Here is a 23,803-nt window from a genome sequence, read left to right on the forward strand (position 1 = left end):
AGCGGCGACGAAAACTTGTAAAGCAAACCATGAAAAAGCTATTTGTTCTCGCGTTTATTCTCTCTGCTACGCCAATCCTGGCTCAGCAGACACCTGCGCAGCTCATTGAAAACGCCCGCCACCTGTACGTTTCCGCTGAGGAACAAGCCCCCGAGGAAAAGCTCAACTCCTACAAAGCAGTTCGTGATATCCTAGACAAGATTGCGCTTGAGCACCCCGACTCTGATGAGGCTATCGATATTCTACTTGGCGAGCCAGTAGCTGGAATTGATATAGCCACTTTGGACGAGTTCATAAACGGTGCTGGCGAAAATGTTGTTTCCACTGGCATTGCAAACAACGACCAGCTTTCAACAGGAGCTGATAGCCCACCGAGTTTTCCCTCACGAATATTCGACAGCAAGTGGAGCAATGAGGAAGGATGCACTGAGGACAAGGGTTGGATCAGCGTATCGCAAATCGCCGATAACACGCTTGAGCTCTTTTTTGGAAACTCTGTCGAACTCATCAGAGTGAGTGACTTTGACGGCCAAGCCTTTAAGGGCTCTGACAAAAGAGGAGCCCCAATCGCTGGAGAAATTACAGGTGACATTATCTTTTTCAGAGTACAGGGCGCCGCTGACACACAAGCCTATTTTAGATGTGTTGGTGCCCCAATAGCATCGGAAGCGACGGAGAGCCTTCTGGCTCTTGACAAGAACGATAGACGCGAGATCCAGCGCCGTCTATTGCTGCTTGGTCACAACCCTAAAGGCGTCGACGGTGTATTCGGGCCCGGTTCGCGCAGTGCTATTTCAGATTGGCAACAAGCAAGCGCATTAATACAATCTGGTTTTCTCGATGCGGAACAACTTCGCTTGCTCAATGAACTCAGCGAAACAAAATTCCAGGAGTGGAAGAAAGCCGCTGCTGCTGCCCCGAAAACTCAAAAAGTCAAAGGTTTCCCTACAGTTCGCGGCCCAAACGGGCAAATTCGCTACAAAGGAGCTGACGGGTGCCTTCGAGAAAGACCAACCAATCGCCGGGGCGCAATAATTTTCGGCATATCAAAGTATTGCAATCAGAGGGCCCTCGGTTTGCGCTGATACCTTTCTGTCAATGATCCTTGACTCAGCCCAAGGTGGATGTGATCGGAACCGATTTTTACTCTTGCTACTCTGGCAGGTTAAGAATGTAGCAGCCATTCATTAGGGTTTATTAAGTTCAGTGTGCAGTCAATATCTCATTGAAGAGGTTAGCTTCTTGACTAACATCTGTTCTTTGGCAAGCTTGCCTTAGGTAAAGGTATAAGGTTTGTAAAATGTACAGCTATGAAAGAACTTATAGAACTGGTCGCACGGTCGCTTCAGTATTGGAGATCGTAGGCTGGGTTATAGTTGTTATTGGGCTGCTCACGGCAATTGCTGGATTTGCATCGGGAGGTTTTTTGGGTGTGGCGTCGCGAAATTTTGGTGGCGCGGAAACTCCAATTATCCTGCGCGTGATTTCAATGTTGCCCGGATTGGTAACGGCTGCGTTAGGACTGTTCTTCATAATGTCATGCCAGCAAACAAAAGCATCATTGGACAGCGCAGAACTTTCTAGAGAAATGCTAAAGATCGCAAGAGGCGGTCATTCTCCGCTAGAAGGCAGTGATGCTTCTTCACAAAATGTGGGCAGTGTTCCAACAACTGATGCGAAAGAAAAATATGCTGTTTACAAAGGAAAAAAGATGGTCGCGGACGGAAAACAGGTGATGGTCGACAACCGAAAATTCTATTCCGTTGAAGCAGCGAAGACTTATATAGACTCACAATCTTCAGAGGGATCAGAATAGGGTCCAGCGGCCTTTGAAATTTCTTATTCAAGGTCGATAGCCCGGAACATTCTTGGGCCGCTTTGTCTCTTCCTTTGCTCGATCAGAACTTGAGCTTCTATTAGCCCGACCAAAGCAAGCGCTTTCTGCAATTCAGGGGCACCTCAGGTCCCTCCAAAGGTTGGAGGTAAAGATCCTGCGGACGTGGCCTAGATGCGATGGGTCCAAAACCAATAATCTTGGCCGGTTGTTTGTCAGGTATTAATTTCGGAGGATGGGCTTCGACCGGTTTTTCATGCTCAAAGGGTGTAACCTTCGCCCGTTCGGGAGTGTCATGAACTCTGTGTATCTGGCCCGGTCCATGCGGTTTCAGATACTCAAGCGTCGAAGCGCTCGACGAAGATGTTGTCGAGGAAGCACCCCTTTCCAACTGTGGATCATCGTGTGATGGACGCCAATTTGGCTGGCAAGCTCAGCCACAGTTCGCTCACCTTTCAAAGCCTCAAGCGCAACTTTCGCCTTGAAATCGGGCGAATGGTTCTTCCGTTTTCGACATCTCTGATCTCCTTCTCGTCGAAGACCAGCAGACAACAAATCATAGCTTACGTCAGTGTCCGAATTTCAGGCCTAGCTCACACAACCCCATACGCCCTCACAGTGCTCTGGGCTGCCGCCCGCCAGCGCCCGAAACCATCATCTCAATGGATCAAAGGCCAATGATGCGCTAACAGTCAACTTGGACCAGTCAGATAAGTCTGCTCACTCTTGATCAGTTTGAACTTCAGATGGTGAAACAACATGAAGCTTATGAAGCTAGTTTTGGTAGTATTTTCATTCTTAAACCCGTCCAATGTGACTGCGGAAACCACCCTGAAGGTGCCATTTCTTGTAGGGGTTCAAAACTTTCAAATTTCGGGAGGGAGGATGTCAAATGGACGTCTCTACCTCACCTTAACTGGGGTTCCACAGTACTACAGTTTCGAGTGTGACCTTGGTGAAATTTCTAGTGAAAGTACGATTAAAGTTGGTCAAACTTGGTGCCAGGCAACTGGAGAACTTGCCAAGATTGATATCGATGGTTTCATTTCTATTTGGGAACGACATGGATGCCTCCTTGGCGATCAGAACGCCTCAAAAATACTGGCTGAAGCTGGTCTCAACGTCGATATTGGAGGCTTCATACCCCACTCATTAATTGCACAGGGGCTAGCAGAAATAGATGTTTCAAAAAATGCCTTTAGGCTCAAAACAAAGAATTGCAGATAGAGTGTATCATACAGCTATGGCATGTTTTAATTGGCTTTTTTTCGCGCTCCGAGGTTGTGTTGACAAAAGGGATTCACACCGAGGCTTAGGCGTGTCTAGCCCCCGTGTTCTGGGCCATCTCGGACTAGGGTTTCGGGGACTGGTGGGCGCATGTTGAGGGCCTGATGCGGTCGGGTGTACCGTGCCAACATTGGTCTCAATAAAGGTGAGGCGCACCATGCTCTGAAAAGTGCCCTACGGATTGGTCGGCAGGGCGAAATCAGAGACCGCAACACGGAAGGCCAGCACTTCCGGATCGCAGGGCTCAACCTGCTCACCGCCATCATTATCTTCTGGAATACAAAACAGCTTGGCGTTGCTGTCGCGCAGCGCAAAAAGGCCAAGTTGGACACGCCAGCATACCTCCTCGCGCACATCTCGCCCCTTGGTTGGGCCCATATCATTCTCACCGGAGAGTATCGATGGCGACGGATGAACGCTTAAAACCTTACCGCCCTATTTTGCACCCAACCCGAGTCGACCCCAGTGTGATCCAACAGGTCAAAAGTACGAAACTGGCCTTGAAGAAACTGTGGCAGGTGATCTGGCAAGCGAATGACTCCTACCGCCGATTCCTCTAAGATAATGAAATCTGCGCCTGCCTTCAGGCATGACGGCGTGCAGACAGTGATTGAACGGTTTCTAGGTTTATGTGGAGGAGTAATACCTTTGTTTCGTGTCTTCATAACAATTGCTCTGATGGTGTTGCCAACGATTGGCGCATCAGAGCCATCCAAACAAGAAATTTCGGAATTTATCCAACGTTTGATAGACACCTCCAGGTATCGCGTTGAGACTGTCAAAGTTCAAAACTTCACTGGCGAAGCTGGGACAGGCCGAACCTCGGTAGCTGGAACGTTGAGACGAACACTTCCAGTATATCAACAAACAGACGGCTCATCAGCAAAGCGCTACTTGAAGGCCAAAGGTTTGACGGCGGACCAAATCAATTCAGAGATTGGGTCAGTGTTGCGCACCGGTGGGTTTTCAGAATGGGTACTACTTGGGCCGACTGGCTCATCGGTTGAGTTTGAGGCTGAGCTAAACTATCGCGAGACAGTTAATGGCTATTCATTCAACGGTAGAATTACGAGGTCAAATGAACCCGGCCGATTGGTTCGAAACTTTTCACCAGGTTCCTACATCGTGGATAGCTTGGAGTGGAAAGCATATCTGGACCAAGCGTTCTCACGAGTTTCAAAAGAAACTCAACAAGCGAACACCTCAATCGCAAACCGGAGTCGACTACTACAAGACACAAAGGCCTTTCTGCTTGGGCTCGATAGCGACGTATACTTCGGAAACTTGGACAGTCGGAAAAAAGAGTTTTCGATATCTTGCCCTAATAACATGCATACCTTTGGTCGAGCAGCGGACCTTGGCCCACTGGGCATGGGGGAAACGTTCGGTTTTTCAGTTGTTTGTGCGGTTACGTTTTCTTCTCCCACCTTCTTAGGCGTGATCAATTACACCGCTGGCCAGACAGTCAATCTCACGTTTGTAGTCGAGATAAGCGGCACAACAGCCCCCATTGCTGAGTTGTATCTTGCTAGCCCATACTTTTTGCAGCAGCGAAATCAGTTTGCAAAAGACCGGTACATCTGGAGGTGGGAAGACGGTACTTTTTCTCGGGTGCCTAAACCACCTTACAGCGGTTACTTCTTTTTGAGCGGTTCGGAAGACGACAAATCGGTACAACTCGATGAAGGAACCAAAGCGGTGGCGCCGACGGTATCCAATCCGGAAAGTGAGGGTCTAGAGGACAAAGAATTCAACACCGTAAAGTCCATGTATCGAATAGCACAAGAGAAAACCAATTCTGAAAAGCTTGAACTATATCGGGGAATTCGTCGCCTTTTGGACCGGATCGTTGAAAACTATCCATCATCGGATTTGGCGGTGCAGATATTGTTGTCGGAGAGGATTGACGGAGTTGACGTTGCCGAAATTGACAAGCTTTTAAAGGAAAGCGGCGCCCTCAGTTCGGAGATTGAAGCGATGCGAAGCCAAAGCAGCATCGAAGGCAATGCAGACAATCGAAACTCGAACAATGATGCTATTGAAAATGAGCCGCTATCAGACCAACAACTGACGCTGATTGCTCCGCAGCCGGGCAATCTTCACCCAAGGATATCAGGTGCAACAACAGAAACAGAAAGTTTACTACAACTTGATAAGAAGGATGTTCGGGATATCCAAGCCCGACTGCTGACGTTGGGCTATGATCCGAATGGGATTGATGGAGTGATCGGGAAAGGCACTCGGAACGCAATTTCGGCGTGGCAATTGAATATGGGCACAGTCGGTAGTGGGTTTCTGAGCGAAGAGCAACTCCAAGCGCTCAGGCTTGAATCTGACGAACCCCTAGCTGCTTGGCTTCAAGATCCAAAAAATCAAGCGGTTTATGATCCTCCGCCGCCAATCGCAGTCGGACCAGGAAACCTATCTGGACGCTGGCGTTTCACAACCAACTGCGGTTCCAATAGCCGCCTCGGTAAAACAAAAATCACTGGTATATTGGATGTTGTTCATGCCGGCGGCAACCGTTACTCGGGCAATGTACAGCAGTCACAAGGATTTAAGGGGCGTTTTTCTGGACAATTGTCTGGGCGAACAATGAATGCCGAGATCAACTGGGGTTTGTTGCTTGGGCGCATTCAAGTGCGTGGTCGAATTGCAGACCAAAAGCTCGTCATGAGTGGGTCCGATTCTAATCGCTGCTCTTTTTATGCGGCTAAATCCTAAATCCCGTCGCTATTGCAAGAGAATTGCTTTGAGCGCCTCGTCACTTAGAATCTTGGCGGACTAGTGCATTTTGAGGGTAAGCGGTGCGCCGATCACACGTCTGCGGCGTAATTCCAGGGCATCAGGCTGCTGATGTCGGATTGCTTATGACCGTTTGCGATGGCGGTCATGGTTTGGGTGAGCCGGGCGTGCGGATCGACATTGTTCAATTTGCAGGTCTCAATCATTGAGGCGAGGATTGCCCAATTCTGAGCTCCGGCGTCGTGTCCTGCGAACAGTGCATTCTTTCGGTTCAAGGCAACCGGGCGGATTGTGCGCTCGACGCTGTTGGAATCCAGTTCCACGCGCCCATCGTCAAGGAACACGGTCAGGCCGTTCCAATGTTTGGCAATGTAGCTCAGGGCCACGCCGATGGGTGATTTTGCGGAGACGCGGGAGCGCGCTTCCCGGAGCCAGATTTCCATCTGATCGATGATCGGTTTTGAGCGCTTCTGCCGCGCCGCCGCTCGGGTTTCGGGGGCGTTGCCCCTGATTTCCTTTTCGATGCGGTAGAGTTCCCGGATTTGTCCGATACCTTCATCGGCAATCGGAGTGGCTTTCCCGGACTTGGTCACGTCAAAGAGCTTACGGCGGGCATGCGCCCAGCAATGAGCCAATTGGATTGCTCCTTCCTGCCGTTTGAGCAGGCGATTGTATCCGGCATAGCCGTCTACTTGCAGTGTGCCGTTGAAGCCGCGCAGGATTTGTTTTGCGTATTCACCGGCGCGTCCCGGCGCATAGGTGAAAGCCACACCGGGGGGATCATCCCCACCCCATGGCCTGTCATCGCGGGCGAGCGCCCAGAAGTAACCTGTTTTGGTCTTCTTGCGACCGGGGTCGAGGACCGGGGCGACTGTCTCATCCATGAACAGTTTGGTTGAACGTTTCAGATCGGCCATCAGGGCATCGTAAACAGGGCGCAATTCGAACGCTGCCCGGCCGACCCATGCCGCCAGGGTCGAGCGATCCAGATCAATCCCTTGCCGGGCGTAAATCTGAGCCTGACGATACAGGGGAAGATGATCCGCATATTTGCTGACGGTCACATGAGCGATGGTGGCCTCGGTCGGCATTCCACCGGGGATCAGATGCGCCGGAGCAGGCGCCTGAATAATGCCTTCTTCGCAGGATCGGCAGGCATACTTTGGGCGGCGGGTGACGATCACCCGGAACTGGGCCGGGATGATATCGAGCCGCTCGCTGATATCCTCACCAATCACATGCCGGTCAGCCCCACAGTCGCAGATCGTACTGTCCGGCTCGACTACCTCTTCGATACGCGGCAGATGCCTTGGTAACGAGCCCCGGTTAGCTTTGCGTGGGCGGGGTCGGCGTTTGATCAGACGGTCGTCTGCATCGTCCTCGGCGTGGATCGCGGCCTGCGCCGTCTCGATGTCTTCAAGCGCCAACTCGAATTGCTCCGGACAGACCTTTTCGGACCTGACCCCGAACAGGGCACGCTTGTAGTCGGTGACCAACTTCTCCAGCTGAACGATGCGCTCCTCTTTACGAATGATCACACCATCCTGCTGGTCGGCCCGCGATTGCGCGGCCAGCACCATCGCCTTCAGGGCATCAATATCATCGGGAAGATCAGCCGGGCGCATCATGGCGTCGACCTACCACGCCCACCCGGCTGATACCTTTGCAAAACAGAGGCCGAGTCACTCCGCCGCAGTTGGCGGACGCGCTGTCAGCGCCTTCACTTTCCGCCAGTCCAACCCCGCAAACAGCGCTTCAAACTGAGCATGGTTCAACGACATCAGCCCGTCCCGGATCTCGGGCCAGATGAAAGTCGTTTCCTCTAGCCGCTTGTAGGTCATCACCAATCCAGTGCCGTCCCAATACAATAGCTTCAGGCGGTCAGCCCGTTTCGAGCGAAAGACGAACACAGTCCCGGTGAACGGTTCCTTGCGCAGCTCATTTTGCACCAGCGCCGCCAGCCCGTCATGACCTTTACGGAAATCCACAGGCTTCGTCGCCACCACAATCCGAACTCGGTTCGACGGAAAGATCATGAGATCCCGTTCAACGCGCGAACAATCTCTGCGATCCGCTCTGGCGGCGTGGACGCATCCAGTCGAACCACAACATCACCCCGCAGCAGATCCAGCGTCGCGGCCGCTGACGAGATCGCAGGAACAGGATCAGCTGCCACAACCAAAGGTGCAAAGTCGGGCTCCTCGGCAGCAGGCAGAACCAACCGACCGTCCTTCGCCTCGCGTCGCCACGCCGACAAATGGTTCGGTCGCATATCATACCGCCGCGCTACCTCGCTCACCGTGGCGCCGTCCACAAGTGTTTCCGCAACAATCCGTGCCTTCAGATCACGAGGCCAACGCCGATGACCACGAGGGCCAACCACCATATCAATGTCATTGAGAAACGACGTTGACTGCTCCATTGAGAAACTCCCTGAAAACTATCTCTCAGGCCGGAATCTCAAATCTCAAACCAAAACAGAAGGTGGGGCTAAAGCACCGCTTACTTTTGAGGAGTAAAGCGAGTGACCTATTGAACTATCTCTCCTGACAATGGCGTGCTGCCTTCAGGAGCAAACTTGAAACAGCTTTTGCATCGACGGGATCTTCGGCAACTATCCAGTGCAAAATACGATTTCGATGAACACCTTGCGGCCCAGATTCCCCAGGTGAGCCAACAAGCCTCCAATCGTTTCCATACTTTGCCACAAACTTAAAGCCAGCCCCCCGGTCTCGCATATTGCTAGCGCCGCTAAGTTCGGTGTCTAGCAGCCTTAGATCGACAATGGCCTCAACATCCTTTGTGCCCTGTAAGCTGCCTTTGACCCATGACACGACATATTTCAAGTGTAGCTTGCAATCGTTAACTTGCGTACTGTATGGCCACTTCATTAACCGATGTCGGAAGTTCATCATTTGCAGAAGCAGCGCCCAGTCTCGATTGCTAAAAAACACCGGTAAATCTTTGGCGGGTAATCCATTCTCTTTAGGTTGAGCGGCAAGCTCATCAAAACACTGGAGCCTTGCTATGTCGTTTTCAACAACAGCACAGTGTTGGAAGGCCGCACTAAGTTGAGTTCCAGAATGGGAGGTCTCGCTCTTCAGCCCGATATCTTTCTGGTTGTCGACTTCTTGAACGATCTGGGGAGGAGAATAAGCTATTTCACTGCGGCGAAAAACGGGATTGTAAGCTGTATCGGGACCGATTGTGTTGCCCAATTTGTCCAGAAAACTATCGACAAGGATAATACGGATTTTGCCTTCCCCATTAAGAACTAAAGACGTTTTCCTATCCTCGCTCATATAAACCCCGTCAAGGAGGCGAAGTGACTGAGGGATTGAATTCTCAATACCTACTTCGCAGTACCAAAGCCGGAGGATCAGCTCGTCGGATTGCGTCCCGTTTTCAGTATGGGCGCAATTTGGCCCTCCGTCGTACCAACTTCCAAAGACGCCGATTTCGTCTGTGTCAGTCGCTGATACTACCGGCCAAGAGCTTGAACCTGGAAACCGTGCGCCAGTCTGTACACCAGAGTTAGCTGACCCTTGAGATGAACCCAAAAAGTCAGAGTTTCGTGCCCCGAAACCGTTTTGCACAGTACAAGCAAGTGGGTTAGAGCTACCATTACAGGGATGAGGTTCCGCGCTCGGTTTCTGTCCTTGACTGGCACCTAGGAAGTCAGACATGCGTGTCCCAGAGATTTGATTCTGTGATCCGTTTGAAACCGCAGGAGGATCAATAGCCTGGGCAATTCCGATTTCTGAACTGAGACCATTGCATGGGGGCACCTTGAAGCGGTCTGGCGAACTCAAAAGTGAGACAACGGATTCATTCAATGCACCGCTGGCCTTGAGGCAATGATCCGCCTGAAACTCCCGTAACGCGTGGATAGTTTGTGGCCCGACAGCACCGTCCATGGGTCCCGCATCGTAACCCCGTAAGTTGAGAGCGAGTTGGAGTACGGAAGGTTGAGTTAGTATTCCTTGAGGAGTGACACTTTTGAAATAATCTAATGTTGAAGAGTGCAGACCGACTGGCACGTATCGCACTGTGCCGCCGGTCTCATCTCCAACCTCAAGGAAGGTCACTGCGCTCCCGATGACCCTACAACCACGGCACTGATCCTGTGCGATCTCCGCCAATACAAAACGTTGAGTGCCATTCGAGAGTGTTCGATGTGAGAATACTTCGCCAAACCAACTTGTTGCTTCAGGGTACTGTTGAATAATTCTACGGCTCGTCTCATCTTGAAATACTCCAGATAAATAATGTGTTAGTTGCACCAGCAGCTCTTTTGTTGGACCATTAACTATGTAGTCTTGCCGACGTGGGTCCGCGTTGCGCTCAGCCTGAATTAGGTCGAGTGGACCAAGTTCATGAAATGCTGTAGCCCGAGTGAAGGCGATGTCATCGGGATGTGTTACACTCGCGGAAAACTTGACTGCTTCTTCACTCATACCAAGTTCACGCCAACAGCCTTCCATTCCAGACCCACCACACTCAGTGTATCCAGGTTCTCGATTCAGTTCGGCGACTACATTAGGACCCCAATCCTCGTCTACCGCAGGCGAAGCATTGGTGGGAGAAGTTGCCATATCTCGCAGCAAGGCTGTTAGCCATCCCTCGTTGCGAGCAACCTTAACCGTTTTTGCTGCCCCAGCCAAAACGTGGATTGCGTGAGTGTAGTCTTTGAGATTACTGAAGTTGGCCAAGGTGCTAGCATCAACGATTTCGATATTTGATATTTCGACATCTTGGGGCCGAAAGAATCCTGATACTTGATCCTGCGGGCTACGAAAGCCGGAAACCCTGCCCTCTTGAAGTCCACCAAATCCCAATTCACGCATTTCGTTTAACCCGAGCGGCGCGGAATTGAAAATAACTGCGGGGTGGCCAGTTTTCATACTAGCTGCTTGCGCCAATCGCCCTCCCAGCGAGTGGCCTGTAAAGCCCAGTTTAGGGTATTTTTTTGATAGTTCTGCCGCGAGTTCTAAAGCATCATCTACTTGTTCGTTAAACAAGGCGGACGGAGACCCAGTACCATACAGGTTTGTAACCCAATCCCCGCGAGTTGCAGACCCACGGAAAGCTAGAATGGTTTCACCGTCACCAGCAACGAATAGCTTTGCGGAGACATCACCAACTAACAGTCGGTCACCTTCAAAAACCTGTAACTCGCGCCACCCGGCGTCACCTGCTGCCCGCAGCCCTTCTTCATCTCCGTAAGCTGCCCAGGATAGAATTGCATAGTCAGCCACGTTGGCGACCAAATTTATTCTTTTTAGGTCACCGGCATATTTTTTCAGAATATCACGAGCTACGCTCTTGGCACCATCAGTGGCATCAATACTGCCAACGTTATTAACCGAGAAGCCAATCTTTTGCAGATTCACGCCTGCCGGGTTTTCTAGTGATAGAATTGCCCGACCTGCATTTGTCGACGGATAGCCGGCGACAACCTGCTCGAAGTAAAAGCGAACCAGTTCATATTTCCCGCGGGCTTGTTCCTTAGGAAGGTTTTCAGCGTGTTTATAAGTCTGGACCGCATCTACAAATAAGGCATTGGCATTTGTGTCATTGAGCAGAGCGTCTTCGCATAGTGCAGGTGCAGAGGAACTGAGCACATAAACGGCCATAGCGTAAGCGAACCCTCTAAACATGCACTCCTCCATAATCAGCTAACTCAACACCAGTATGTCTACAATTCGCTGTGAGTGCGGTTTCGTCAAGGATCATGCCCGACGAAGAAAATGGACGGATTCTCTTATGATCTGCCTCCATATGATTTTTTTATAAAACGGCTTCATGCAATTCTGTGCGGGGAAGCCGAGAGAGACGGTCGAGCGAGCCGATCTCAAATCAACCCCTCCAAACCCGATAGATTCCAGCCTTTTTTCCGGGCTAGATACCAAAACCTTGGTCCTCAATTTCCGCCAAGAATGCAGTTGGGGTCGAGTGCGGCTAAGTGCCAGATCCCCCTTTTTGCAGCTTTTGGGTAAAGCAACCGTTCGTTTATTGCGCGGCGGATTCAACAAGAGAGCCCAATACAGACGGTTGATTGGGCAGTGGATTTATTAATAAACACACACTTATTCTTTGGTGCCATAAGGCCGGATACATACGATCAGGTTCCGAGAACATACTAGAGATCATTTGCGAACAGCATTCGTTACATACACTTGGGTTGCTGTCCTTTGGTCGAACAGGCCTTATTGGATGACGCACATTAAATGGCCGCCACTATAGTGAAAACCATACTGTTCGAGGATCGAGACTTGGTCTGGAGCTTTGCAACACTGCTTCAGTTTTGGGGTCAACCACTGAATCGTTTATGTAGGCCTAAAGTATTTTGAAGACAATAGTTGGAGAAAACCCGATGTTTAGATCAAGTGGGTCCGTCGACGGCCATCTTAGAGACCTTAGCAAACAACCCAACTAAGGCGAAATCACGTTAGACCAAGCGACTACGTCGACAGGTTTGCCGCCGTTCATCATTTGCCCGCTCCACACGCCCGTTGCGTCTTTGGTGAAGGTAACGGTCTTCCAACCGTTGCTTTTGTCTGTAGGCCAGTTTTGGTCAAACAATGTCACGGTCAAGCTGTTTGGGTTGTCTCCCGCCGCTTCAACCTTCTGAGCGATTCCCACGTGTCCGTACTCTGCTAGTTGGCCCGGTAGGTTGATCGAAATAACAGAGCCTTCGCTCGGCGGAACTGATGATGTCCCATTCAAATGTAAGTCAAACAGTTTCGGTGAAATTCTGGACAGGCTGCCCGCTACTTGTTTCCCGTTACCGAGCTTGGAAGTGGAAGGTGCTCCTGCCAATGCCTCATGGTATCGGTGAATTAGCTCCACGCACTGGCGATCAAGTCCGCTACCGACCATCCCCTCGCCAATTCCGTTGGAATTTGAGTATGAGACCAACGACAGTTGGTTTCCCCCGAATTGAAATTGGAGAATACCCTTTTGCTCGTCGTAAGGCAGAAGCGCTACTCGCCCATCTGCTGCAATAGGGAGCGTCGCTGTCGCTGTAATTACAACTCCACTGAACCCAGGAGTGCTTGGCATTGTATTGTCGTCGGACGCGGTGCTTACACATCGCGAGTAGGATTCACCATAGCGTTCAAAGCTGTTGGCGGTCGGGTTTTCCATTTCAAAGATATAGTGGGTTGGGGTGCCGTCGTAGACGCAATCCATACTCAGATAATTCTTCTGGTCACCTACGGAGTACGACACGATTGGGCAGGATTGATCGCCCTGAGTAAATTGGCCTCTCTCGAAGGTTACCCGCAGATTTGCGGCTATCTGTTGCCTTTGATTTCTAGGTGTATTGTCGAAGCTTGGACAGCCTTCCGGGAGGAAACTGAAGACGCCGTCTTCAACTGGAAAAGAGTCATTGGATCCGTTCGTAAACTCGCTCTTTGCCGTTAAATCACCGGCGAACATGCTCTTGCTCAACCTGCTGTCCGCAGGGCACCTAAAAAAGGCTCTCGGCGCAAATGTTCCAGACTCGGTTGGCGCTTCCAGTTCCACGAAACTGTTATTTGAAGTCAGGTCGTACCGCCATTCGTGTTTGAACTGTTGGTTCCCGACAAAGCACGTGCCACGAAAAAGAGTAACTGATCCTCGTATGTCAGTTCGATGGGTTTCACACCCATCTTCGTACCCCCAGATAACACTCTTTCCGTTGATCAGTCGCTGACTAAAATAGGCAGAGTTGGGCGCAACAGAATCGAGGTTGCATTTTGCGATGCTATCTATGTAGACACCTTTTATTAATGGTGTGTTTGCCGTGATGCCTTGCGGCAATGGTTGTCCGACGCACGGTCGAATGTGAAAATTGGCGGTCGCCAATATGGTGGAAGTCCCCGTGTCGAGTTGCCCGGTGGGCGGCAGGCAATGCTCAACCTGGAAATACATCAGCGCAGTTCGTGTCTGGGGGCCAGGATACCCATCGACCTCACCAGCGTTGTAACCCAACTCGTTCAACCGTGCCTGAAGTAATTTTGGTTGAGTTTCATAGTCTGTGAAATTGTTAACTGTGGTTCCCGACTGTGCTCGAACACCATTGGCTGCAATAACCCCAATTATTACGAACACCGACAAAACTACGCTGAGGAAAATGCGCAACTCGTATCCTCCGACAATATTCGACTCCAATTCTGCCCGAATTGGGTCGCGACGCAAGTGCGTTGCAATGAAGCCCAGAATATCAAGAAATTCAGACATCAGCAGCTATCGGACAGATTTAGGCTCAGGACTTCGGTAAGAAAGGTGCAAGCCACGCCATCTGCGCGTCGCTCAATCAGAATAGATTCTGACATGTTCACCGCTCGGTTTTCCACCCGTGAATCACGCAAACAAATGGAAATCAATGGGTCCTGAGCCTAGAGCAATATTCATCCAAGCCAACTTCATTTTGACCTCCTGATTCGACTTCTCGGTGGCTACCGTTCCTTCGTGCCTTCAAATTGCCAAATACTTTGGGGCACAGTTCAATAACCACCACGCCCTAATTTCTCTGCATTCTTGGCAAAGCGTGGTAAATTACATCTCTCGCTATTTCGGGTGGCAACCCAGGCAACAAAATAAAGCCAAGTTGGTCGCCTTGTTGGATCAACCCTTTTGAACGCTGGGAACCGAAAGAATTTATCACCTCGTTTGTCTTGTCCGAGGAACTCATCTCATTTGCGATGGTTTGCGCCCGTTTGAGGTCGCCAGTTCTAGCAAAAGCTTGAGCAATTTTTTCGAAGGCTTGATCCCGTTCTACCACATCTGCCATTTGACTGGCTAACTGAGTTGCTTCTTCCAGGTATTCGGGAGCTCCGGCCGACCCTATGTCGGCGAGAACAAGAGGGCTTCGAACCGGAGGATCGATTTTCTCGTACAGCATTGCAGCCTGAGTTCCCCTATTCATTGAGATTAGAAGTTGCATAGCGTTCCAAAGATTGCCATCGCGCTTTGCCGGCCTTTTCGTTGCCGATATCGCATCATCTAGGCGCGATGAATGCGCGTATATTGCTGCCATTTCGGTCGCACAATTGGGTGCTTTGAAACCCCCTAAATTTAGGCACTCTTCAAAAACAACTTCTGCTGCGTTTGTAAGTAAAGGGTCATCGCTCCATCGAAACGCTTGGTTTAGGACTCGCAATAAAATTTCCGGATCAATCCCAGTCCTAATCAAGTCGTCGGCATTCCCTTCTCCCCGCATCATGCGGGCAACTTCCAGCCATGCGGGCAACGCGACCATCGTGGCTTTAGCCACATACATTTCATTTTCGCTAACCGCCAGTGCGCGTTCTAATGCGTTTTCGGCCACCAATTCTGCCTCTTCGCTTAAACCAATTAACGCCAGTGCAAACGCATATGCAGGAGCATTTTGAGCCAAGTTTTGCACACCAACTTCGATATCCTTTGAAAGATGGTACTGGTAAGTGCTCAAAACCCGATCCGCGTGCCCTTGCACAGCATACCAAACAGCTGCATCTGCACGAAAAAGCAGGAGAAAGTTGGGACTTACGTTTTCTGGATTTTCTCGAATGAACCAAGCTGACTGTTCGACACTTTCCTGTGAGGCACGGTCACCAACAATGTAGTACCAGTCAACCAAACAGAGTAGATTCGGCTCTAAACTACATGCCTTGATCATCTCGAATTCAAGCCGCTCTTTTGTTAACGGAGGCAATTTGGAGCTTGACATCCCTTGGCCCAATAGAGCTTTGGAGTAGCTCCCTCCGGGAAAGTCTTCTAGTAGCCTTCGAGCTGCGTAGGTCGCTTCGACAAAATGACCTACTGGGTCTTCGGAGTTTTGGGCCAGTTCTGTCTGATCAACTACTATTTTGCGGAGATTATCTTGAGTTCCCATAGATGGAATATGTTCTGATGCAACCTCACTAGGTTTCACGACATACCGATGTTCTCCTGAACCGTCAGCAATTCCACCATATTGGCCAAAGGGTTTACTGAAGACACCATCTTGCAAGCAGGATGATCCCGACTTCCAGTCGCTCGTTTTAATGGCAATGCAGCTATCGCTGGGGGTTGGGTTGAAGAGATCCATCCGAAATTCGATTTCAATGTTCTCTGGCCCACCACTTGCCACTTCGCGCCAACCAATCTTGAAGGTAGAATCATCAATGGTTTCCAATTTAGTTGGCGCCGTAGAAATGTACGTTTCCCTGAAAGCTCCATTGTTACTGTTTTGACCCAGAACTTTCCAATCAAGTGAACTCAGATCGAAGGAAGAAAACTTCGCAACGGGCTTATCGCCCTCCCAAACAGTCCCCCCGTTAGCGATACCACCAAAATGTTGTTCAATAATTTTAGGGAGCGTACTGTTCTCGTAGTCGAGCCAACCCATCATACTTGCCAATAAAGCCTGATAGCGGTCACTGTCTAGTGGGATTTCGTTTGCGCCCAATTCATGTAATGTGCGGCAACAGATTTCGTGATTTACACCACCACTAAAATTAAATCCGTCAACTGTTTCTAGGTAACTAAGTTCTGCGGTGAAGGGAAATGAAGCGCCTTGTAAAACAATCGGTCGAACAATCCGATACCCTGACAGCCCTCCCGTATTAAAAATACCAGCTGCCCTTCCATATCGTTGTATTTGATCCTCCGACATACCGCCAGTTTTTAGGGTTTCGACAAGTTCTCGCAGTACCATCGTAGGATCGCCAAAATCGTACCTGGATTCTAGCGATTGAATGTCGCCAGCCGCGCTTACGCGCCCCTGACCGGCGCTGGACAACGGGAAAACTTTTATTCGAATGTTCGTGACTTCGAGGCCAGGCCCCAATAATCCGGTGAGATATTCTCGTACATTTTCTTCACTTGGCTCAGCCCGAACTTCTGTAGTGAACACGACGGCAATAATTGACAGCGTCGCTACGTTGATAAAAACAAACCACTTCAAGACACCTGATAGAACAGCCTTTGACACTAAAAGAAATGGAGCCACAGAAACCAACCTCGCACCCAAAAACCAAATAAATGTGACGGAATTCTGGAACACCCCTTACCGCTATGCAATATCAAATAGCAGAAGGTAGGTGATTTGCTCTCAATCGGGTAGCCCGGTTTCGTCTTGTTACGACGATAGTCTCTGATTTGTTGTTGCGGCGCATTCTGATGCCAGAGAACGCTGTCACAATGCTCTGTGCGTCCGGAACCTGTCATAGTAGGCACAGCATTGCTTGATCAGGATTTAGGTTTCACCCAAACTGTGGAAGATTTAATCGCCGGGCAATTCATCTTGTTCTCCAGACATCTCCCGACAGCCACTGATCGATGATCCCGGTGAAGCCATGCAGCTCGGCCGCCGGTAGCCGGGCAGGCCCGAAAACGCCATAATGTTGCGAACGCTGTCACAAGATAGCTCGAAATACCATGCCGCTTCTCGCTAGCTTATACCCTCGGCACAGGCCAATCGAACTTTACAATGCAAATCCGCGGCGAAAATCCTCACTCTGTTAAAAGAAGGAGCAAAGATGGACGACATTTACGCCGCCCGCAGGAGGGTCATCCCGCCGCTTTTCAGGAACGCTCGTGGTGTTATCGGGAACGCAGTCACAAAGACCATGTAAAGGCTTGATCTAAATTACAAATAAATTGGTCAAAGTTTTCAACCACTCTATCGAGATAGCGGGGAGGCCCGTACAACGGCATCCAAACAGTTAATGATTGATCACCAGGTGCGGATTAATATGTTGTTTTAGATGATAATTATAGCGCGCTGTTCTAGCTGTGAGTAAGGCGCATGTGAAAACACGAGCTGGATGTTCCTAAAAACACGTCAAGCGTTCCTAAAAGCACGAATAGCACGCTGGGATGGTCACCTTAGCCCGACCAAAGCAAGCGCTTTCTGCACTTCTGGAGTGCCTCAGGGCCCTCCAAAGGTTGGAAGTGAAGATCCTGGAGATTTGAGCCGGTTGCGATGGGTCTAAAACTAATAATCTCGACCGTTTCTTTGTCAGGCTTTGACTTCGAAGGAGATGCTTCGACCGGGTTTTCAGGCTCAACTGGTCTAACCTTCGCCCCTTCCCGTACTTTCTCCCATTTCTTGTCCGACAGCTTCACAACGGATGCGGATTTGCGGATCGAAACCAAAGCCTCCTCCTGGTTTGAGAGACCTTTATTATATATAGACTCATCTGCGCCTCGCCGCGCCGGCTCGCTCCTATTATCTTTACAAGGACAAGCCGAGTCAGTTCTGCCGGTTTCGTTCTCCATTCGTTTCAGGCGGCGTTGAACCAGGCCCAACGAAACGCCCAGTTCAGCTGCGACGCCCCTTTGGGAGAGACCCTTCTTCTCCATGAGTGCCTTTATCGCCCTGCCCTCAGCCGCATACTGCGCGGCTTTCTCTTCAAGGGAGATCGGATTTGTAAGCTGACCACGCTCCAGGGCCTTACGAGTGCGATCACGTTCACGACGGATATTCTTTGAGATCAAAACACGCAGATTCCAACTGCGCATCTCAGCATCTGAAATCCTGAACAGGTCTATGAGACGCTTCGCTGAAAAGGAGTAGTTCAGAACCGTGCGCCCCTGGGAGCCTTCCTTAGCTCCCCATTTTGTCTTTGATTTGAGAGCTTCGGCATCGCCCTCACCCGCCAACAGGCCCGAATTGACAGCGTGCTGGGCCAGCATTCTTTGATAAGCCGGCGCCATAGCCTTGGCTGTGGCCATCCCCTTCAGGCCGACCTCGACACCCTTGGCGACGATTTCATCGGTGAACGCTTTCATATTGGCCGGGCGAACAAGCACAAGCTTTGCTGCAACCCACGCCAAGAGCCAACGATTTCGATTGCCGCGTGGGATATGCCCTCCACCCCACTTCAATTTATGAATCTTTTCAAGATCTTCGACCGAAGTGCGGGCATAACTGTGGCGACCTTTGTGCTGAGGAAGCGTGGCCGACTTTTTGGTAAGGGAAACAACGCTGTGCCTGTAAGCCTCAGTAGCCGCCTTGCGTTCTGCATTGATGCGTTTGAACTCTAATCCACGCTCGATGTATTGGCGCATGCATAGGTCGCGATACTCATCTGATGACATAGGCAGGATCTCATCACATAGCTTGTTAAAGTCGTGCTCATAGGGCCGTCCTCCCTGCCCCGGGCGAACCCAGAGAGGTCGGCACATCGCGCCACTCTTGGTGTTGATCGAACCTGGCACCCGCAGCACTCGGCTGGGATCTGCAACGGCTGGGTCCGGCATGACATCTGCAAGCATATTGCGCAGGCGCTGCATTGTCAGGCGCCAACGCCTGATTTTGTTGGCACCCTTCACTGGCTTGACATACCAGGTGGCACAGACACCGCGGCCCGTATGAAAGACGGCCGAGGGCAGAGGAATGTTTCTCTGCTCGCAGGCTGCAAGAACGAAAGCGGCAACTTGATCAGCGTCCATATTGTGATTGGTCAGCAAGTCATCAACATCGAGATACAGAGCCCGGATGATGTCGACGTTATCCTCGCATCTCCGCCAAGGCATAATCTTTGTGCGATCCTCAACTGGAACGCCTTGTTCCGCTTCAGCGCGATACTGGTGAAGCTGTGGAATCCAATACCAGCTGTTGCCAACCGGATTCTGTGAGCAGTAGATATCACCTTCTCTTTCAACGCTGGTCATAACGGCCAGTGCCTTAAATGCAGCGTCGTCACCCTTGGGATCCAGAAGAGCATCCATCTTGAACGACTTAGTGATCCACTTGCGATTGGGCGAGACCTTTTCTCTCCAGAACATATCCTGAGCACGCCAGATCTCGAGCTCTTCTTCAGTGACGCCCTCGTCAAGGACGCGTTCATAGTTTCGCTCTATAGTGACATAGCTGCCGCCATACCCGGCCTCGACACATGGGCCCCAAAGAATACGGAAGTAGTCCTCGGGCGTCCACGGAGCCGGGCAACTATAGACAATCTGCTCCAGGTAGGTTCGATAAGATGGTAAGAAGTCAGCATCGATCTGGATCCGCAGCGGGATCAGACTTACGCTTTCCTGGACTTGTTCTTTAACCTGGGTCGTTGTTACTAGGCTCGACACGCTGGGCCGGACACTTTCCGGCCTGCCGCAGTGCTGGTTACAGCACGCGCAAATGGTGGAGCCAGGATTGGCACATAGTCTGTATTCTGAAGACACACAGCATGCGTCTTTGGGTTGCCCAAAACGAACATTTTTTAGAATCCATTTGTTATGCTTCAAGACCAGAAACTCGCGGCCGGCGATCTCTAGTCCTGAGGCCAACCTAAATTGATCGGCTGAGTGGGAAGTAAGCGATGCCCTGGCTCAAATCAAGAAATCTGAGAAGCGATGAGGGCGATTCTTAACTATTTTTTAAGCATTTAGAGCAAATCGCCCAGAAGAGGAAAGATTAACCCCAAAGACTTGCAACGCGCATCTGAACTGCCATATCTCCCTCATAGGCGGTCCATTGGGCCGCCAACGGACGATAAGAGTCTCCCATTGGACTACACTATCGTTTCGCGGCCCAGATAGGATCGCTCCAGGTGTAAATCTGGAGCGTTTCCTCGTTTTAGAGCCTTCAAAAAAGTGGGCCCCTCGCGGCCTTTCTATCGTCACGCAAGGCAAGTCTTTCCAAGACAAGACTTTACTGAACTTGTTTAAGCCATGGAGTAGTCGCCCTATCGCGCTCTGTCATTTTGTTTGGCGTCGACGAGCTTTTTGAGCCCCCTGCCCTACCGCGATTGATCCCCAATCATCCAGTTCACAGTCTGATCAAGCAGGCCATCTGAAACACAAGTGACCAGGATTTGACCCATCTGTTCGAGAGGGCTTACAGGCCCGAGCAACGTGCAGCCAAACGAATTTGAAAGCGCTTCTCGGCGTGCGATTTTGGTTGCCAAACTCAACATTTTTCTTACCCAACCCCTCCACAAAATGGTTACTCAACTTTGGATTCTGCGTTCTTTTGGAAGAAGTAATGGGGAGAGCAACGCGCTTTTGAGTTTGAACGCCAGACCTAGATTTCAAACGGTCGTATAGGTCCCTGACCGACGCTCAGATCTTCAAGCCTTCGACCAACGGGTTCGATCCAATCCGGGGAAGTGATGCGAGCTGATCCGACGACGTGACCCGAGACCAGCGCCCAAAACAGGCCGTTGACACGACTCGAAACTGTGCATACCCAATATGCACGATGACTTACTTTGTGCACCAGTCGAGCAATCTCATACGTCGCTGATTCAGCGTCGTCTTTGGGAGTGCCATGGTGGGCCAGAAGTCTTATAAGCTTTTTGCACCGGATTAGTGTCGCGGCGAGGGATCATGCCCCTCCACTCCTACCAATCACAGGAGGAGTCCGACATGTCGTATAGTGTTTCGAACGCAGTTGATTTCAGCGATATCAAGCAATCGGTCGAGGAAAGCCTCGGTCATACACCCAATGGCTGGGCCAGCTTGGTCACGACGCTCTTTTCAGAGATCAAACAGTACTGCGATCAGAAACAGGCGCCCTACCCCGTCATTCTTCAGATCAAGGAAAAACTGGGAGAGCTCCGTATCTACCACAGGTGTGGTGATCGACACATCCAGACGATGATCACCGCCACGATTGCACGAGCAAATCGTACCTGTGAGCGATGCGGAAATAGTGCCGAGACCCAGCTATTGGACGGCTGGTACACAACCCTTTGTTGTTGGTGCGCACATTATGTCGCGAGCAAGCACCACCCTGAACGGAAGAGGCTTTTTGGTGTTCGGAAAAAGCCTGTTCGGGATCAAATGACTTGCTCAGTTTGTGGCTATTTCGGTCAGATCGACCGAACGGATGACCGCGGTCGGTGTCCTGCATGTGTGAAGAAAGGGTGGTGAATGATGCTCAAAATCGTTGTCTATGTGAACGAACACGAAGTTGCCCGGGCCCACGCTGGGAACATCAGCGACGATCTCGACAGACTCTGCGACTACGAAGTGCGCGTGAACGAAAGATCATCCGAACATCTCGACATCAAGGAGAAAGCAGTTCGCTTCGAGATCTCACAGCATAATCGCAGGCAGACTGTTTGGGCACTCGTCGAGAAGGTCGCCGCCATGTGGCTGGAGAAGACCGGTGAGCGAGAGCCCCGCACTAAGGCTGAAGAGGTGACGCACGCATTCCTGAAGTTGAAGAAGGCCGAGTTCCTAGCCGGACAGGCACCTCTGACTGGCCCAATCGGCAGTGCAGAGGAGTTCGACGCGCTCGCTGCTGACGTCGAGATTGATCCACTGACCAGTGCGCTTTTGGCACTGCAAGAGGCAAGGATCGCACTTGGCCGGGCAAGGTTATCTGGTCCGGTCAGCGCAGATGAGATCAGAGCTCGTAAGGTGGATGGAGATCGCAACGAATTGCTGTCGCAAATCCGAACAAGCATTCGTGAGTTAGATGAGCGCATCACTAAAAAAGAGAATGACTATGACCAGGACAATTGAGCCAGTTTTCAGCAGGACGGAAGCCTCCAGGTTCCTGAAGTTGTCGTTTGCAGTTCACGACAGTGAAAACAATGTCGCGTTCCCAATCTCGCCGGCCGATTTCGAAGGTATCGAAGATCTCACCGATGACGAGATCATGCGTGTTGTTAATGAGAAAGCTGACGCGGTGGCGCAGTTGAAGGATATGCAATGAAATCAGTTGTCGACTGGAATGACATCCATAGCAGCGTTCTCAGAGAGCTTGGTGAGCATCGCAAAGGGTGGGCTGACCAACTTGCTCTGGTGCTTGAAGACGTAAAGCGCAGCGTTGAGCGATATCCTGATGTTTTTGGAGATGAGCTGCCAGACGTCCAGCAGATCAAACCAAAAAGGGGAGGCCTTCGCGTGTACACGCGAGAATGCAATCAAAATATCCTCGACGAGGTTGATACACGTGTCGATGAGATCGAGAGGACCTGTGAGAAATGTGGGAATGCGGCGCAGGTGCAGAGCATTCAGGGCTATCTGACGACACTTTGTTGCTGGTGTTACAACGACTACCTCGAAGAACGGTTTGAAGGGGCTGAGATGAGGTGGCCGACAGATCTCGAACTCGATATCGCAGATCGCTTTCCAGATCTGGTCAGCGCAGATGCTGCGAGCCTTAGGCCGAACATTGGCCCAGGCTGGCTTGTGCCACTTGGGCAATTTCTCCAAGCGACAGAACATGTGGTCCGGAAAGCTTTCGAAGAACCGGTTGTGGTGCAAATTACCGATGTAAAGATGACCCGAAATGGTTCAATCAACATCGTGTTTAGCAGATATGATCACTGCCTGGATCAGCCGCTAAGGCGGATCGAACTGGATAGTTGTCGGATTTGTGCGCATTGCGGCCACAAGGGTGACGTCGTCCGAAAAAAAGATAAGGCGAGCGTGCTATGTGCACACTGTGAAGGCCGTGGTGAATGGGATCCGTTCAATGAGTGACAAAAAAGATAATATCACCGCAGGATCAGGCAGTGTTTATACCGATATTGGGCTGCCAGAACCTGTTGTCAGTTTGGTGTTCTGCGACCTGCGCGTCGTGGCCGTGAGAGGGCAATTCTACCCCATCGAGATCGCAGTTTTGAGAGTGGTAGATGACAAGCCTCGAACTTGGTCGTCTCGCATCTACCCTGCTCTGAACTGGTCAACGCAGGTTATGGACGCATCACCTGTCGACCTGTCGACAGCTCCAGCTGCCGTAGATGTAGCTCGGCAGACACTGGATCTCATTGATCAATGTCCGGACGGCTGGGTCTACTCAGATTCGTCAGCAACAGGAGCACTAATCGAACGCCTACTTGCAGAGGCGGACGTCGGCTATCTGCAAAAAGTGGACATTCTCCCGGCCCGTCAGCTGTCTGATGAGATGCGAGATCAGCTGAAGAAGAACAGGCGGACATCAGACGATCCCGGAGTGGAAGTGCAGCGGTTGTGGACCTGCTACCAGGCGACGAAGGAAACGAACAATGAATGATGAGGGATTCTCAG

15 protein-coding genes and 2 pseudogenes are annotated in these 23,803 nt (G+C 50.9%); 9 read left to right on the forward strand and 8 right to left on the reverse strand.

Annotation, left to right across the window (positions count from 1 at the left end; genetic code table 11):
* The first annotated feature begins 29 nt into the window (after positions 1–29).
* Complete coding sequence (locus AC2FFA_RS21250) at positions 30–1,085, forward strand: peptidoglycan-binding domain-containing protein (RefSeq protein ID WP_496853146.1); 1,056 nt, start codon at positions 30–32, stop codon at positions 1,083–1,085.
* A gap of 215 nt (positions 1,086–1,300) precedes the next feature.
* Complete coding sequence (locus tag AC2FFA_RS21255; RefSeq protein WP_496853147.1) at positions 1,301–1,816, forward strand: hypothetical protein; 516 nt, start codon at positions 1,301–1,303, stop codon at positions 1,814–1,816.
* 402 nt (positions 1,817–2,218) lie between these two features.
* On the opposite strand, the pseudogene AC2FFA_RS21260 reads toward AC2FFA_RS21255, so the two are convergent.
* Positions 2,219–2,386 (reverse strand): annotated as a pseudogene (locus tag AC2FFA_RS21260) (transposase); the annotation flags it as partial.
* 207 nt (positions 2,387–2,593) lie between these two features.
* Between AC2FFA_RS21260 and AC2FFA_RS21265 the strand changes: the two are divergent.
* The 3 genes and pseudogenes from AC2FFA_RS21265 to AC2FFA_RS21275 all read left to right on the forward strand — a co-directional run bounded on the left by AC2FFA_RS21265 (position 2,594) and on the right by AC2FFA_RS21275 (position 5,845).
* A complete protein-coding gene (locus AC2FFA_RS21265) occupies positions 2,594–3,061 on the forward strand; it encodes a hypothetical protein (protein ID WP_496853148.1) in 468 nt (155 codons plus the stop codon).
* Positions 3,062–3,241: 180 nt separating this feature from the next.
* Positions 3,242–3,544: pseudogene (locus AC2FFA_RS21270) on the forward strand (Tn3 family transposase); the annotation flags it as partial.
* Positions 3,545–3,655: 111 nt separating this feature from the next.
* Complete coding sequence (locus AC2FFA_RS21275; RefSeq protein ID WP_496853149.1) at positions 3,656–5,845, forward strand: peptidoglycan-binding domain-containing protein; 2,190 nt, start codon at positions 3,656–3,658, stop codon at positions 5,843–5,845.
* A 92-nt stretch (positions 5,846–5,937) separates the two neighbouring features.
* Here the strand turns inward: AC2FFA_RS21275 and tnpC are convergent, their stop codons facing one another.
* The 7 genes from tnpC to AC2FFA_RS21310 all read right to left on the reverse strand — a co-directional run bounded on the left by tnpC (position 5,938) and on the right by AC2FFA_RS21310 (position 19,906).
* The gene (tnpC, locus tag AC2FFA_RS21280; protein ID WP_496853150.1) at positions 5,938–7,494 is read right to left on the reverse strand and encodes an IS66 family transposase; all 1,557 of its coding nucleotides are present in this window, start codon (positions 7,492–7,494) and stop codon (positions 5,938–5,940) included.
* Between the two features lie 54 nt (positions 7,495–7,548).
* On the reverse strand, positions 7,549–7,902 hold the full coding sequence (gene tnpB, locus AC2FFA_RS21285) for an IS66 family insertion sequence element accessory protein TnpB (RefSeq protein ID WP_496853151.1): 354 nt from the start codon (positions 7,900–7,902) through the stop codon (positions 7,549–7,551).
* Positions 7,899–8,288, reverse strand: a complete 390-nt coding sequence (gene tnpA, locus AC2FFA_RS21290) for an IS66-like element accessory protein TnpA (RefSeq protein ID WP_496853152.1) — start codon at positions 8,286–8,288, stop codon at positions 7,899–7,901. Before tnpA ends, tnpB begins: the two co-directional genes overlap by 4 nt.
* 115 nt (positions 8,289–8,403) lie before the next feature.
* The gene (locus tag AC2FFA_RS21295) at positions 8,404–11,526 is read right to left on the reverse strand and encodes a peptidoglycan-binding domain-containing protein (RefSeq protein ID WP_496853153.1); all 3,123 of its coding nucleotides are present in this window, start codon (positions 11,524–11,526) and stop codon (positions 8,404–8,406) included.
* 775 nt (positions 11,527–12,301) lie between these two features.
* Positions 12,302–14,092, reverse strand: coding sequence for a peptidoglycan-binding protein (locus AC2FFA_RS21300; protein ID WP_496853154.1), 1,791 nt, complete (start codon positions 14,090–14,092; stop codon positions 12,302–12,304).
* 283 nt (positions 14,093–14,375) lie between these two features.
* Positions 14,376–16,880, reverse strand: a complete 2,505-nt coding sequence (locus AC2FFA_RS21305; protein WP_496853155.1) for a tetratricopeptide repeat protein — start codon at positions 16,878–16,880, stop codon at positions 14,376–14,378.
* Between the two features lie 824 nt (positions 16,881–17,704).
* A complete protein-coding gene (locus tag AC2FFA_RS21310; RefSeq protein WP_496853156.1) occupies positions 17,705–19,906 on the reverse strand; it encodes a winged helix-turn-helix transcriptional regulator in 2,202 nt (733 codons plus the stop codon).
* 1,788 nt (positions 19,907–21,694) lie between these two features.
* Between AC2FFA_RS21310 and AC2FFA_RS21315 the strand changes: the two genes are divergently transcribed.
* Genes AC2FFA_RS21315 through AC2FFA_RS21330 form a run of 4 tightly spaced genes read left to right on the forward strand, consistent with a single transcriptional unit; the run spans position 21,695 to position 23,789 of the window.
* Positions 21,695–22,291, forward strand: coding sequence for a hypothetical protein (locus tag AC2FFA_RS21315; RefSeq protein ID WP_496853157.1), 597 nt, complete (start codon positions 21,695–21,697; stop codon positions 22,289–22,291).
* Positions 22,275–22,484, forward strand: a complete 210-nt coding sequence (locus tag AC2FFA_RS21320) for a hypothetical protein (RefSeq protein WP_496853158.1) — start codon at positions 22,275–22,277, stop codon at positions 22,482–22,484. The genes AC2FFA_RS21315 and AC2FFA_RS21320 overlap by 17 nt, the downstream gene beginning before the upstream one ends.
* The gene (locus AC2FFA_RS21325; protein WP_496853159.1) at positions 22,481–23,257 is read left to right on the forward strand and encodes a hypothetical protein; all 777 of its coding nucleotides are present in this window, start codon (positions 22,481–22,483) and stop codon (positions 23,255–23,257) included. Before AC2FFA_RS21320 ends, AC2FFA_RS21325 begins: the two co-directional genes overlap by 4 nt.
* Positions 23,250–23,789 carry a hypothetical protein gene (locus AC2FFA_RS21330; RefSeq protein WP_496853160.1) on the forward strand — a complete coding sequence of 180 codons (540 nt, stop codon included), beginning with the start codon at positions 23,250–23,252 and terminating at the stop codon, positions 23,787–23,789. The genes AC2FFA_RS21325 and AC2FFA_RS21330 overlap by 8 nt, the downstream gene beginning before the upstream one ends.
* Positions 23,790–23,803: the final 14 nt, after the last annotated feature.

The organism is Ruegeria sp. YTSB088 (assembly GCF_059609825.1).